Raw genomic sequence first — 12,602 nt, 5'->3', positions numbered from 1 at the left:
AGGCCTTCTAGGAGCGGCCTCCGCCCTTCCCCCGCTCGACGACCTCCACGTCGTCCACGTCCTCGATCTCGTCCTGCTCGAAGTCGATGTCCGAGTCGATGTCCGGCGCGAGATCCGTGTCGAGGTCGGTGTCCAGGTCTCCGTCGATGCCGGTGCGCGCGTCCCGGCCCCGGCGGGTGCCGCCCGCACGCCGGGCCGCGGCGTCCAGGTCGTCGTCGAGGTCGTCGTCCGTCTCGTCGTCGAAGACCGCGCTGACGTCGAAGCGGCAGACCACCCGCGGGGAGTCGGGCTGGTCGAACGGAGCCTCCAGCCACTCGCCGGGCTCCGCGGGCTCGTCCGCCGCGATGACCCACAGCGTGGAGTCGCCCTCCTCCAGGCCGAACTCCTTGTGCCGAGAGGCGATCTCGTCCGGCTCGAACTCGCCGAAGAGCAGGCCGAGCGCGCCCGGCACGGTGCCGGCGAGCCGGTCGGACTCGGCGGTGGCGTCGGCGTCGGCGGCCTCCACCCGCGCGGCCTGGGCCAGGAGTCGCTGCGGCTCCGCGACGGCGTAGTCGCGCCGGATCAGCACGCTCAGGGCGTTCGGCTCCGCGGGCCCCTGGTACGGCGGCAGGGCGTCCTCCGCGCCGGGGATCTCGAAGGGGGTGACCTCGTCGTAACGGTCGTAGAGCAGTTCGTCGTACGCCTCGGCCGCGGCGGCCAGCTCGTTGAACGCTTCGTAGACGTCGGGATCGTCCTCGCCCGACCTGCGTTCGACCGCCGCAAGGTGGCGGTCGAGCGCGGTCTTGACCGCCTCGGCGGCGGCGCGTACCTCGGCAGCGGTGGGCTGCGCAGCATCAGACATAGTGCAGACGCTATCCGTACCGGGCCTGTGCCCGCACAATAGATGCGATGCCGGAATACGAATTTGTCGACGTGTACGTTCCGCGCGGGGTCTCCCGCAAAGAAGCCACGCGTCTGCTGACCGACCACGCAGAGTACGGACACTGGGAGTTGGACCGCCTCAGCCTGCACGCCGACGGCAGTCGGCGGGTGCGGCTCAGACGGCGCATCATCCGCCAGACAAGGGCCACTTGGTGAGCCGGTGACAGCCGCCCCGTGCCCGGCGGACGGTGTGAAATCGGAGCGGGCCCCGCGATCGCGGGGCCCGCTCCGATTTCACTGCCGGCACTGATGTCACCTGGCGCGTTCGCCCGGGACCTGCGCCGGGGCCGTTCACCCTGGGGTGCGCCGGTCCCGGTCACCTGCTCTCAGGCACGCGTCCAGCGGCCTCTCGGGACAAAGCCCAGCGGCCTCTCGGGCGCGCGTCCAGCGGGCTCTCAGGCACGCGTCCTGCGGTACAGGACGGTGCCCGCGAGCAGCATGCCCGCGCCGACCGGCAGCGCGACGCCGATCGGCAGGGAGCTGCCCGTCTGCGCGAGCTGGTCCTTGCCCTTGGGCGGCGTGATCATGTGCGCCTCGGGGACGTTCGGGCCGGTCGCCGGACGCTCCGGGCTGTGGTGCACGGGCGAGACGGGCTGACCCGGCTTGCCGGGCTGCTCGGGGCTGCCCGGCTGGTCGGGCTTGACCCCGTCACCGGGCTGCTGCGGCTTGCCGGGGTGGTCGGGCTTGCCCGGGTGGTCGGGCTTGCCCGGGTGGTCGGGCTTGCCCGGGTGGTCGGGCTTGCCCGGGTGGTCGGGCTTGCCCGGGTGGTCGGGCTTCGTGGGCGGCTTCCCGCCGGTGTGGCTGCCGGAGTCGTTGGCGCACTCGTTGCCCACGGCGGCGTTGCCGGCGCCGCCGAGGTTGACGCTGTTGCCGCAGACGTTGACGGGGACGTCGACCGGCAGCTGCACGCTGTTGCCGGAGCCCACCCCCGGCGAGCCGTGGGTGCCGCCCTCGGCCGTCCCGCCGCCGCCCGAGGGCTTGCCCCCGTGGTCGCCCCCGTAGCCACCGCCGCCGTGCCGGGAGCCGGACGTGTTGGCGCACTTGTTGCCCGCCGCCGGGTTCAGGCCCCCGATGACGTTCACGGTGTTGCCGCAGACGTTGACCGGCACGTTCACGGGAAGCTGAACGGAGTTCCCCGACAGCACGCCGGGAGACTTCGAACTGCCTCCCTGAGCGTTGGAGTCGGCCTGTGCGTGACCACCCGAGACAGCCAGTACGCCAGTGGCGGCCGCCACAGTGATCAGGCCTTTGCGCGTGACCTGTCGCATAGCTAGTTCCTGCCTTGCCTTCCGGAATTGCGCACGGGCCCAGTGCGCCGTGCGCCCAATGCCCGTCGGCCCCGGAGTGCATGACACGCACTCCGGGGCCGACGGAATTCAGACCCTCACGGGGTGAGGCCCCTCACGGGGTGAGACACAGCGGCGTCACTTGTTGACGCAGTAGTTCCCGAAAGCGGGGTTCAGGACCCCGATCACGGAGATCGTGTTGCCGCACGCGTTCACCGGCACGTGCACGGGGACCTGGACGACGTTGCCCGACGCGACGCCCGGGGACTTCACCGCGGCGCCCTGCGCACCGGCGTCGGCAGCGGCAACGCCCGCACCCGCGAGCACCAGACCGCCGGTTGCTACCGCAGCGGCAACGACCTTCTTGATCATTATTCCTCCTAGTTGGCAAATGCGGTCCCAGCCGCGGACCGCACCACCTGTAACGAAGGAGAAAGTTGAGGGCTACGAGAGCAAGACCGCTTTCACTCTTTTCGGTCAACTGTGCACGCGCTGCCGATTACTGGAGTTTCGTTTCGGCACCCGCCCGCGCAGAGGGGAGGCCATACATGTACCGAAATGCGCACCGGAGCGCGCGCCGACACGCACACCGACGGCGCCCCGGGCTCAGGAGGCGTCGATGAACCGGTCGAGCACCCGCACCCCGAACTTGAGGCCGTCCACCGGCACCCGCTCGTCCACGCCGTGGAACATGCCCGCGAAGTCCAGCTCCGGCGGCAGCTTGAGCGGCGCGAAGCCGAAGCCGCGGATGCCGAGGTCGTCGAAGGACTTGGCGTCCGTGCCGGCCGAGAGCATGTAGGGCACGGCCCGTGCGATCGGGTCCTCCGCCTGCAGCGCCATCTGCATGGCGTCGACGAGGGCACCGTCGAACGTGGTCTCCAGGGCCTTGTCCGCGTGCACGTCCTCCCGCTTGACGTTCGGGCCGAGGATGCGGTCGAGGTCGGCCAGGAACTCCTCCTCGTACCCCGGCAGGAAACGGCCGTCGACGTGCGCGGTCGCCTGTCCGGGGATCACGTTCACCTTGTACCCGGCGCCGAGCTGCGTCGGGTTGGCGGTGTTCTGCAGCGAGGCACCGATCAGCTTGGCGATGCCGCCGAGCTTGGCGAGGGTGTCGTCCATGTTCTCCGGGTCGAGCTCGGTGCCGAGGGCGTCGCCCAGCTCGTCGAGGAAGTGCCGCAGCGTCTTGGTGACCCGCACCGGGAACTTGTGCCGCCCGAGCCGCCCCACGGCCTCGGACAGCTCGGTGATGGCGTTGTCCTTGTGGATCATGGACCCGTGGCCGGCACTGCCGTCCACGGTCAGCTTCATCCAGTGCATGCCCTTCTGCGCCGTCTCGACCAGATACAGCCGCAGCTGCTCGTTGACGGTGAAGGAGAACCCGCCGACCTCGCTGATCGCCTCGGTCACGCCCTCGAAGAGGTCCGGGTGGTTGTCGACGAGGTACCGCGCCCCGTACGTGCCGCCCGCCTCCTCGTCCGCGAGGAAGGCGAGGACGATGTCCCGCGGCGGCTTGCGGCCGCTGCGCAGCCGGTCGCGTACGACCGCGAGGGTCATCGCGTCCATGTCCTTCATGTCGACGGCGCCCCGGCCCCACACACAGCCGTCCGCGATCTCACCCGAGAAGGGGTGGTGCGTCCAGTCCTGGGCATTGGCGGGTACGACGTCGGTGTGGCCGTGGATGAGCAGCGCGGGCCGCGACGGGTCCTCGCCCTCGATGCGCGCCACGGTGGACGCGCGGCCCGGGTGCGACTCGAAGATCCGCGGCTCGAGCCCCACCTCCGCGAGCTTCTCCGCGACGTACTCGGCCGCCTTGCGCTCCCCCGGGCCGGAGTGATCGCCGTAGTTGCTGGTGTCCATCCGGATCAGGTCCCGGCACAGGTCGACGACCTCGTCCTCGCCGGAAACGGCCCGCGCCCCGTCCGCCCTGCCGCCCGTGGTCGGCTCGCTCACGCTGTTCCTCCCGCTGTCGCACTGTGGGTCCCTCCCATCCTCCCGCGCCGACCGCCCAGGCCCAAGGGCGGGCACCGCTCGTCATGCGCCGTTCACCCCCGGGACCAGCGTGATCAGGAGCCCCTGAATGTTTGCTATGGTTTTCCACGTCGCCGCGGGAAACCGCGACAGACCACCGGTCCGGGTGGCGGAATGGCAGACGCGCTAGCTTGAGGTGCTAGTGCCCTTTATCGGGCGTGGGGGTTCAAGTCCCCCCTCGGACACCAGCAAGAAAGCCCCTCTCACGAGGGGCTTTCTTCATGTCCGGCCCTTGCCTGCTACGCCCCTCCGCTGTTCGTCGGAGGGACCTGGCGCCAGGGTGCGAAGGCCGTGCCGGTGCGAGGGAGCAGGGCTGCCAGGTCGGGGCAGTGGCGGAGGATCACGGAGTTCATGCCGCCCTTCTGGACCCAGTCGATGCCCAGGGGGGTGTAGATCTCGGGGCGGAAGTCGACGGTCAGGAAGCGGTCGCTCTGGATGCGGCGGGTGGCCATCAGGATGAAGACGCGGAACGCGGTGTCGCTGAAGCCGAAGCCGGTGGGCGGGTTCTCGGCGAACAGGCCGACCATGGTGTCGATCTCGTCGACGGAGCTGTAGACGTCCTTCAGGCGGGCGAGGGTCTCCGGGTTCTCGGTGAGGTCCTCGAAGTTGCGGATGCGCTGTTTGTGCAAGCCCGCGCGGAAGTCGTTGTAGCGGGGCACGCCGCGGCGGCGGGTGCGGGCGAGGTCGACGACGGCGAGGTCGATGAGTTCGCCCTCGCGTTCGAACTTCTGGAGGGCGCGCGGGAAGTTGTGGAGGGTGATCGCGCCGGGGTGGGCGATGCCGAAGGAGTACAGGGTGTTGGCGAGGCCGGTCTTGCGGATGGCGCCCTCGGCCGCGGCGCCGTTGATGTCGAGGAAGCCGACCGCCTCCAGGCGGCGGCCGAAGTGGTGCTCGCGCAGCTCGTAGTCGTCGGGGATGAGCGGGTGCATGCGGTAGACGGTGACGAAGTCCTCGGTGAGGGAGTACGGGGCGTTGTGGTGGTCGGGGAGGGTCTTCGGGATGCCGGTGAGGGAGTGGGCTTCCAGGAGCCACAGGCCCAGCTTGTTGAGCCAGTTGTCGGGCGGGCCTTCCCAGTTGGTGTGCAGGCCGAGGTCGATGGCCTCGGTGGCGAGGATCGCCGGGGTCCACTCCACGGTGTGGATCTTCGCGATGAGGGCGGAGACCACGAGCCGGGCCGTGTGGTAGACGGACTCCTCGCTCATCGAGGGGTACGCCTGCCGCAGCGCCGCGCAGACCGCATTGTGCTCGCGGGCGAACAGGGTGTGCATCACGCTGAGGCCGAGCCACCAGTTGTCGGTGAAGCCGGACAGCGGGACGCCGTTCTGTCCGATGGGCAGGTGCCCCTCCTCCAGGCGCAGGTCGGCGCCGCCGTCGGGGGCGCGCAGGAACTTCGCGGTCGCCTCGTCGGCGCCGTAGACCTCGGAGCCGTCCCACCAGTGGGACGCGGTGTTGGCGAAGAGGACGGGCGGGCGGCCGTCGGACACATGGATGCCCTCGTTCTCGGCGAAGCGCATGACGGTCTCGGGCGGCCCGCCGGGGGTGTTCTGCCAGGACGAACCGGGGGGCAGGGGCACCTCGACGGTCTTCGTGCCCGCGGGGTAGCGGCGGTGGTTGACCCAGTCGTGGACCTGGAACTGGATCCAGGCGGCCGCGAGGACGTTGAGGGTCGTCGCGGGCAGGAAGGTCTCGCGGTAGAGGAGCTGGCGGCTGACCGTGACCGGGTTCGGGGTGTCGAAGAGGTCGGGGCGGTAGTCGGGTGCCATGTTGCGGCCGAAGGCCGCGCCGACGGCTCCCATGGCGGGGGCGGACAGGTCGTTGTACGTGCCGTCGTAGGAGCGGGCCGTACGCAGCCGCTCGTCCGGGAGCGGCGGTACCGGGACGGCCCTGGGCGGCGCCTCGTGCACGTCGGTGTCGATGAGGTTGAAGCGGCGGAGGACCTTGCGGAGGAAGACCAGGTTCAGCAGGCTCAGCTGGAGGGGCAGGCGGTGCCAGGGCACGGCCCGGTTCAGGAGCCGGAAGGCGGCGCCCACGGGGACGCCGAGCACCCGGTTGCGCAGCGGCTCCTCGGTGCTGAAGCGCAGGCCCTTGCGGTACGCGGCGCTCGCCTCGTAGGCGGCCTTGCGGGCGCGGTTGAGGTTGCCGAGGGGGCGGAACTCGTCGGTGGTGTACCAGGGGTTGAACGCCAGTTCCTCCACGCGCCGCGCGGCCGAGCGGGCCTGTGCGGTGTCCAGGTCCTGGCTGGGGATGGTGAGGCGGGCGACGGGCACGGCGGGGCTGACGGCCTCGCGCCACTCCACGGCGCCGTCCTCGACGGGCGTGCGGGTCTCGTCGACGTACCGCTGCAGGCACAGCTCGAAGGCGACGTCGGTGGTCGCGAGGCGGTGGGCGAGCTCGCGGTGCAGGTAGTTGGGGTCGCGGCGGTCCGGGCGCGCGGCGGGGGCGGCGCTGCCCGCCGGGCGCAGCAGATAGCGCACGGGGCCCGCGGTGCCCCAGAGGGTGGCGCCGCGGCTGAAGTACGTCTCGCCCGCGAGGCTGTTGACGGTGTGGCGGGTGGCGGCCTGGATGTTGCGGCGCATGCGGGTCGCGGTCGACAGACCGACGGCGAGCGGGAGCTTCACGAACAGGCCGAAGGCCTTCTGCAGAGGGCTGCGGGCGCCGGCGAGGGCCTTGGCGAAGGCCACGAACTCCCGGGCGTCCTTGGCGTGCGACACCGGCCAGTTGGTGGCGAGCAGGTCGTGGCTCTCCTCCGCGGAGACCTCCACGCGCACGGCGGCGCCCCGCAGGTCCGGTGCCCCGTCCGCCTGCCCGATGCCGCTCGCGCCGGAGAGGCGGACCGTCGCGGGGTACTCGGCGCCCGGCTGGGCGTAGCCGCAGCGCAGCTCCTCCGGCAGGTCGTCGCGGAAGCGCAGGCGGGCGTTCTCCACGCCGAGCGAGGACTTGGCGTGCTGGACGCGGGCCGGTGAACCGGCGTTCGCGGCCCGCATGTTGGTCCTCTGCACCTTCATCAGCTCGCGCGCGAGCCGTTCGAAGAGGATGCGCTCCGCTTCGGGGCTGCCGCCCTGGTAGCGCTCGTAGCTCTGCTCGTACTGTCCTGAGGGCTGTCCTGGAGACATCATCGGGCGCTTCCTTCGGACGGGGGAGGAAACGGACCGCGCGCACGCGAGGTGCGGGCGTGCACCGCAGAGGCGTAGACGCTACTGGCGGGGCCGGACGGATTACAGCGGGCGATCCCGCCTATGTGCGCGGGGGCACCGCCGGCTCGAACTGGCACGCGGGCTGCGGCGTTTGGGCCCGTCAGGGCCACGGCCGGGGGCCCGCGTCCGTCGGCGGCACGTCCCGTGCGCGCCTCCTTCTCCAGCAACCCCACGCGCGGGGCACCGGTGTGGCCGGGTCCCGACGGGTCGCGCAAGCGGGCGCGCGCTCGCGTTGACGGTGTGCGCGCTCCGGTGGTGTGCTCACAAGTCCGTTGCCGCCACCGCCTGTTACGGGGGGACGCCATGCGGGACGAGTACGTCGTGGGTCCGGACTTCGCCGAGCTGCGGCCGCTCAAGCGGTCCATGAACAAGGGGGGCGAGGGGGATGAGGGGGGCAAGGACGGCAAGGGGGGCAAGGGGGATGAAGGCCCCGAGAGTTCCGGGTTCCCGGTCTATCCGGACCTGGTGGAGCGCCTGGTCGACGGCGCGGAGCAGCCCGATCCGGACGGCGTGATCCCGCACGCGCTCGCTGCCTGTTCGGCGTACGCCTACGCGGGGTTCGCGCAGCGCGGCGCGCCGGACACCGTCGCCACGATGATGGCGCGGCTCGGCCTGGAGCGGAACCGCTGCCGGCTGTTCGAGCTGCGCGTGGACGCGCTGTACATCGCGTCGGCGGCGTATCTCGTGCAGGACGAGGACCGGCGGGTGGTGATCCTCTGCTACCGCGGCACCCAGCCCGAGGACATCATCAGCATCCTCACCGACGCCGACGTGCGGCCCGAGACCCTTTCGGTGGAGCTCGGCGGGCGCAGGCACGAGGTGCACGCGGGCTTCTACCGCACGATGCGCGCGAGTCGGTACCTGGTCATGAGGGCCCTGGAGCGGGCGCTGCGCGGCGAGTCGGTCAACCCCGACGAGCACGACGTGCGCGGCGACGGCATGCAGGCGCTGTACATCACCGGGCACAGCCTGGGCGGTGCCACGGCCGCGCTGATGGGCGTGGTCCTCGCCCACGAGCCGCGCTACCGCGCCGTCGCGCAGAAACTGCGCGCCGTCTACACCTTCGGCCAGCCGATGCTCGGCGGACCCGACCTGGCGCGGGCCTGCCGGACGGCCGTGGACGAGCGCGGGGTGCACGTGCTGCGGGACCGGCTGCTGCGGTACATCTACGACCGCGACGTGGTGCCCGCGCTGCCGCCGCGCCCCGTCGGCCCGTACGCGCCCTTCGGCAGGGAGTTCCACTACCGCAAGGCGCGCTCCCCGGTCGACGGCGTGCTCGCCGCCCTGGGGAACGCGGGTGTGGAGGCGGCGGCGCTGCCGGGACGGCTGCTGCGGGCGCCCCTGCGGAGGCTGCCGGAGCACACCGCGCGGGCGGCGGAACGGGTGCTCTCGCCGCTGCGCCACGTCCCGGAGTCCGGCTGGAGCGAGGTCCACGAACCGGGTCGGCACTATCCGCAGATGGACACCCTCGCCGGGCTCGCGGTCGTCGCGCCGCTCGCCTTCTTCGCGGCGCGCCTCGCCCTGACGCGCACCGTGCCGTTCGCGTACTCCTTCGACGACCACGGTCCCGGGCACTACGTCAACGCGCTGGCTCCGGCGGGGGTCCTGAGCGAGTACGGGGACGTGCGCTGAGGCCTACGGGACGTGCGCTCAGGCTGCGGGGCCGAGCGGCGCAGGTCAGTCGATGAAGTCGCCGTCCACGTACACCCACGCCCCGTCCACCCGCTCGAAGCGGCTGCGCTCGTGCAGGGAGTCCGGGCGCCCGCCGTCGGTGTAGCGGGCGCGGAAGGTGACGGTGCCCGTGGTGTGGAACGCCGTGCCGTCGGCGGTGTCCTCGATGGTGAGCCCGGTCCAGCGCATCGCCGGGTCGAACGCGACGCGCGGCGGCCGGGTCCGGGGGTGCCAGGTGCGCAGCAGGTACGCCTCGTCGCGCCGCGCGAAGGCGCTGTAGCGGGACCGCATCAGTTCCTCGGGGTGCGCGGCGGCGGCCTCGCCCCGGTGCAGTCGGCCGCAGCACTTCTCGTACGGCAGGGGGTGCCCGCAGGGGCAGGGCTCGGGGCGCGTGGGGGTGCGTCGGGACATGGCGCCCATTCTCCCCTCACCAGGGCGGACGGGGGGCGGCCGGGGCCGCGGGGCGCCGGGGCGGCCGTTGAGGGCCGGGTCAGCCCGTCGGGGGCGGGGGCGCCAGGATGTCCAGCTCCTTGAGGGCGCCCTCGGCGATCTCGCGGGTCAGGGCCTCGGCGCGGTCCGCGTCGCCTTCCCGCACCGCCTCGGCCACCCGCACGTGCAGGGTCACTGCTGCCGGGTCGGGGTCCTCGAACATGACGTCGTGGTGGGTGCGGCCCGCGAGGATCTCGGCGACCACGTCGCCGAGCCGGGCGAACATCTCGTTGCCGGAGGCGTCGAGGACGACGCGGTGGAAGGCGATGTCGTGCACCAGGTACTCCTCCAGGCGGCGGCCGCGGGAGGTGGCGACCATGCCGAGGGCGCACTCGGTGAGGGCGGCGCACTGCTCGGCGGTGGCGTTCCGCGCGGCCAGGCCCGCGGCCACCGGCTCGATGGCGGAGCGCAGGACGGTCAGGGAGCGCAGCTGGCGCGGGCGGTCGGCGCCCGCGAGGCGCCAGCGGATGACCTGCGGGTCGTAGACGTTCCACTCCTCGGTGGGCCGCACGGTCACGCCGACGCGGCGCCGGGACTCGACCAGGTGCATGGACTCCAGGACGCGCACCACCTCGCGCATCACCGAACGTGACACCTCGAAGCGCTGTGCGAGTTCGTCCGTGCGCAGGACGCTGCCGGGTGGGTACTCGCCCGCGGTGATGGCGGGCCCGAGGCTGTCCAGTACGCGGGCGTGCAGCCCCCGGGCCTGTGCGGTCATGACGTCAGCGTACGAGGGGACGCGCGTACTCAAAAAGTCAGACTTTTGCATCACAGCCTCTTGAATTCATCTGACCTAATGGGTTTCAGTGGCGTGAACCGATCGATGTCGACGAGGACAGCGAGGCAGCAGCAGCGATGAGCACCACCCACGTCGTCGTGGTCATGGGCGTAGCGGGCACCGGCAAGACCACGGTCGGTCCCCTGCTCGCGGCCCGGCTCGGCGTTCCCTACGCCGAGGGCGACGACTTCCACCCCGAGGCGAACATCGCCAAGATGTCGGCCGGCACCCCGCTGACCGACGACGACCGCTGGCCGTGGCTCGATGCCATCGGTGAGTGGGCCCACGGCCGCGCCGGACTCGGCGGCGTGGTCAGCAGCTCGGCGCTGAAGCGGGCCTACCGCGACCGGCTCCGGGCCGCCGCGCCCGGCCTGCTCTTCGTCCACCTCACCGGCGACCGTGCCCTCATCGAGGAGCGGATGCGGCAGCGCAAGGGGCACTTCATGCCGACCGCGCTGCTCGACTCGCAGTTCGCGACGCTCCAGCCGCTCGGGCCCGACGAGGCGGGCGTCGACGTCGACGTCGCGGGCACGCCCGCGGAGATCGCCGACCGGGCCGCGGCGGCGCTCGCCGCCCGCGACCGCTGACCGGCCCCGGCCTCCTCCTCTCTCCCCCGACCCACCACTGACCGGCCGCTCCCCCGGCCCCGCACGCCCCACCCCACCCCCCGCACGCCCCCTCCCCGTCCACGTACAAGGAACCCACCGTGACCAGTCTCAGCGTCGAGATGCTGGCAGCGGACCCCGTCGAACCGATCACCTCGGCGGGCCACGCCCAGCTCGGGATCGCCGTTCTCGCGGGCATCGCCGTCATCGTTCTGCTCATCACGAAGTTCAAGGTCCACGCCTTCCTGGCGCTGACCATCGGGTCGCTGGCGCTCGGCGCCTTCGCGGGCGCGCCGCTCGACAAGGCGATCGCCAGCTTCACCACCGGGCTCGGTTCCACCGTCGCGGGCGTCGGCGTCCTCATCGCGCTCGGCGCGATCCTCGGGAAGCTGCTCGCGGACTCCGGCGGCGCGGACCAGATCGTCGACACGATCCTCGCCAAGGCCGGGCGGTCCGGCGGGCGTGCCATGCCGTGGGCGATGGTGCTCATCGCCTCCGTCATCGGGCTTCCGCTGTTCTTCGAGGTCGGCATCGTGCTGCTGATCCCCGTCGTCCTGATGGTCGCCAAGCGCGGCAACTACTCCCTGATGCGCATCGGCATCCCCGCGCTCGCCGGGCTCTCCGTCATGCACGGCCTCATCCCGCCGCACCCCGGCCCGCTCGTCGCCATCGACGCCGTCAAGGCCAACCTCGGTGTGACCCTCGCGCTCGGTGTGCTCGTCGCCATCCCCACCGTGATCATCGCGGGTCCCGTCTTCTCGAAGGTCGCCGCCCGGTGGGTGGATGTGGCGCCGCCCGAGAAGATGATTCCGCAGCGGCCCTCCGAGGACCTGGAGAAGCGGCCCGGCTTCGGCGTCACCGTCGCCACCGTGCTGCTGCCCGTCGTCATGATGCTCGCCAAGGCCCTCGTCGACATCGTCGTCGACGACCCCGACGCCACCGTCCAGCGCGTCTTCGACGTCGTCGGGTCGCCGTTGATCGCGCTGCTCGCCGCCGTGCTCGTCGGGATGTTCACCCTCGGGCGGGCCGCGGGCTTCACCAAGGAGCGGCTCTCCGCGACCGTCGAGAAGTCCCTCGCCCCCATCGCCGGTGTGCTGATGATCGTCGGTGCCGGTGGTGGCTTCAAGCAGACCCTCATCGACGTGGGCGTCGGCCAGATGATCCTCGACTTCTCCGAGGACTGGTCCATTCCCGCGCTGCTGCTCGCCTGGCTCATCGCTGTCGCGATCCGGCTCGCCACGGGGTCGGCGACCGTCGCCACGATCTCGGCGGCCGGGCTTGTCGCTCCGCTCGCCGCGGACATGTCCACCTCGCACGCGGCCCTGCTGGTGCTTGCCATCGGGGCGGGGTCGTTGTTCTTCAGCCATGTGAACGATGCGGGGTTCTGGCTGGTGAAGGAGTACTTCGGGCTGGACGTGGGGCAGACCATCAAGACGTGGTCGGTGATGGAGACGATCATCTCCGTGGTGGCGTTGGGGTTCGTGCTGCTGCTTTCGCTGGTGCTGTAGGCCTCGCGGGGCGCCCCGGTCCCGCCCCTTCTCCGAAACCGGGGCCGCGCCCCTGGACCTCGGAGGTGGGTCTGCCCTTCGGGGGGGGGAGCCTCCGCCGGATCCCGCTGCTTCGCGGCTCG

General features: G+C 71.8%; 11 protein-coding genes and 1 tRNA gene. 5 read left to right on the top strand and 7 right to left on the bottom strand.

The annotated features are described in order from the left end of the window. Positions 1-7 precede the first annotated feature (7 nt). On the bottom strand, positions 8-841 hold the full coding sequence (locus QUY26_RS32345; protein WP_289952945.1) for a hypothetical protein: 834 nt from the start codon (positions 839-841) through the stop codon (positions 8-10). Between the two features lie 47 nt (positions 842-888). Between QUY26_RS32345 and QUY26_RS32340 the strand changes: the two genes are divergently transcribed. After that, positions 889-1,077, top strand: a complete 189-nt coding sequence (locus tag QUY26_RS32340; protein ID WP_289952944.1) for a DUF5703 family protein — start codon at positions 889-891, stop codon at positions 1,075-1,077. A gap of 239 nt (positions 1,078-1,316) precedes the next feature. Here the strand turns inward: QUY26_RS32340 and QUY26_RS32335 are convergent, their stop codons facing one another. The 3 genes from QUY26_RS32335 to QUY26_RS32325 form a co-directional block, all read right to left on the bottom strand. Then, the gene (locus QUY26_RS32335) at positions 1,317-2,189 is read right to left on the bottom strand and encodes a chaplin (protein ID WP_289952943.1); all 873 of its coding nucleotides are present in this window, start codon (positions 2,187-2,189) and stop codon (positions 1,317-1,319) included. Between the two features lie 156 nt (positions 2,190-2,345). Further along, positions 2,346-2,579, bottom strand: coding sequence for a chaplin ChpH (gene chpH / locus QUY26_RS32330; protein WP_289952942.1), 234 nt, complete (start codon positions 2,577-2,579; stop codon positions 2,346-2,348). 234 nt (positions 2,580-2,813) lie between these two features. Then, positions 2,814-4,157: a M20/M25/M40 family metallo-hydrolase gene (locus tag QUY26_RS32325; RefSeq protein WP_289952940.1), complete on the bottom strand. Its 1,344-nt coding sequence runs from the start codon at positions 4,155-4,157 to the stop codon at positions 2,814-2,816. Positions 4,158-4,335: 178 nt separating this feature from the next. On the opposite strand from QUY26_RS32325, the gene QUY26_RS32320 reads away from it, so the two are divergent. Further along, a tRNA-Leu gene (locus QUY26_RS32320) sits at positions 4,336-4,423 on the top strand. Positions 4,424-4,474: 51 nt separating this feature from the next. Here the strand turns inward: QUY26_RS32320 and QUY26_RS32315 are convergent. Continuing rightward, positions 4,475-7,351 carry a peroxidase family protein gene (locus QUY26_RS32315; RefSeq protein WP_289952938.1) on the bottom strand — a complete coding sequence of 959 codons (2,877 nt, stop codon included), beginning with the start codon at positions 7,349-7,351 and terminating at the stop codon, positions 4,475-4,477. Positions 7,352-7,732: 381 nt separating this feature from the next. Between QUY26_RS32315 and QUY26_RS32310 the strand changes: the two genes are divergently transcribed. After that, entirely contained in the window at positions 7,733-9,061 is a 1,329-nt protein-coding gene (locus QUY26_RS32310; RefSeq protein ID WP_289952936.1) for a lipase family protein, read from the top strand. Positions 9,062-9,106: 45 nt separating this feature from the next. Here the strand turns inward: QUY26_RS32310 and QUY26_RS32305 are convergent, their stop codons facing one another. Together QUY26_RS32305 and QUY26_RS32300 are read right to left on the bottom strand one after the other, a co-directional pair. Beyond that, entirely contained in the window at positions 9,107-9,511 is a 405-nt protein-coding gene (locus QUY26_RS32305; protein WP_289952933.1) for a YchJ family protein, read from the bottom strand. Positions 9,512-9,590: 79 nt separating this feature from the next. Further along, positions 9,591-10,307: a FadR/GntR family transcriptional regulator gene (locus QUY26_RS32300; RefSeq protein WP_289952931.1), complete on the bottom strand. Its 717-nt coding sequence runs from the start codon at positions 10,305-10,307 to the stop codon at positions 9,591-9,593. 137 nt (positions 10,308-10,444) lie between these two features. Between QUY26_RS32300 and QUY26_RS32295 the strand changes: the two genes are divergently transcribed. Both QUY26_RS32295 and QUY26_RS32290 read left to right on the top strand, forming a co-directional pair. Next, positions 10,445-10,954, top strand: a complete 510-nt coding sequence (locus tag QUY26_RS32295) for a gluconokinase (RefSeq protein WP_289952930.1) — start codon at positions 10,445-10,447, stop codon at positions 10,952-10,954. Positions 10,955-11,073: 119 nt separating this feature from the next. Then, on the top strand, positions 11,074-12,480 hold the full coding sequence (locus QUY26_RS32290; RefSeq protein WP_289952929.1) for a GntT/GntP/DsdX family permease: 1,407 nt from the start codon (positions 11,074-11,076) through the stop codon (positions 12,478-12,480). Positions 12,481-12,602: the final 122 nt, after the last annotated feature.

The organism is Streptomyces flavofungini (assembly GCF_030388665.1).
GTDB classification, from domain to species: Bacteria; Actinomycetota; Actinomycetes; order Streptomycetales; family Streptomycetaceae; genus Streptomyces; species Streptomyces flavofungini_A.
This window is presented reverse-complemented; position numbering and strand designations above follow the sequence as displayed.

Coding starts and splice junctions, on each gene's coding strand:
- QUY26_RS32310 (WP_289952936.1), top strand. CDS start 7,733: ATGCGGGACGAGTACGTCGTGGGTCCGGACTTCGCCGAGCTGCGGCCG.
- QUY26_RS32295 (WP_289952930.1), top strand. CDS start 10,445: ATGAGCACCACCCACGTCGTCGTGGTCATGGGCGTAGCGGGCACCGGC.
- QUY26_RS32315 (WP_289952938.1), bottom strand. CDS start 7,351: ATGATGTCTCCAGGACAGCCCTCAGGACAGTACGAGCAGAGCTACGAG.
- QUY26_RS32345 (WP_289952945.1), bottom strand. CDS start 841: ATGTCTGATGCTGCGCAGCCCACCGCTGCCGAGGTACGCGCCGCCGCC.
- QUY26_RS32305 (WP_289952933.1), bottom strand. CDS start 9,511: ATGTCCCGACGCACCCCCACGCGCCCCGAGCCCTGCCCCTGCGGGCAC.
- QUY26_RS32335 (WP_289952943.1), bottom strand. CDS start 2,189: ATGCGACAGGTCACGCGCAAAGGCCTGATCACTGTGGCGGCCGCCACT.
- QUY26_RS32340 (WP_289952944.1), top strand. CDS start 889: ATGCCGGAATACGAATTTGTCGACGTGTACGTTCCGCGCGGGGTCTCC.
- chpH (WP_289952942.1), bottom strand. CDS start 2,579: ATGATCAAGAAGGTCGTTGCCGCTGCGGTAGCAACCGGCGGTCTGGTG.
- QUY26_RS32300 (WP_289952931.1), bottom strand. CDS start 10,307: ATGACCGCACAGGCCCGGGGGCTGCACGCCCGCGTACTGGACAGCCTC.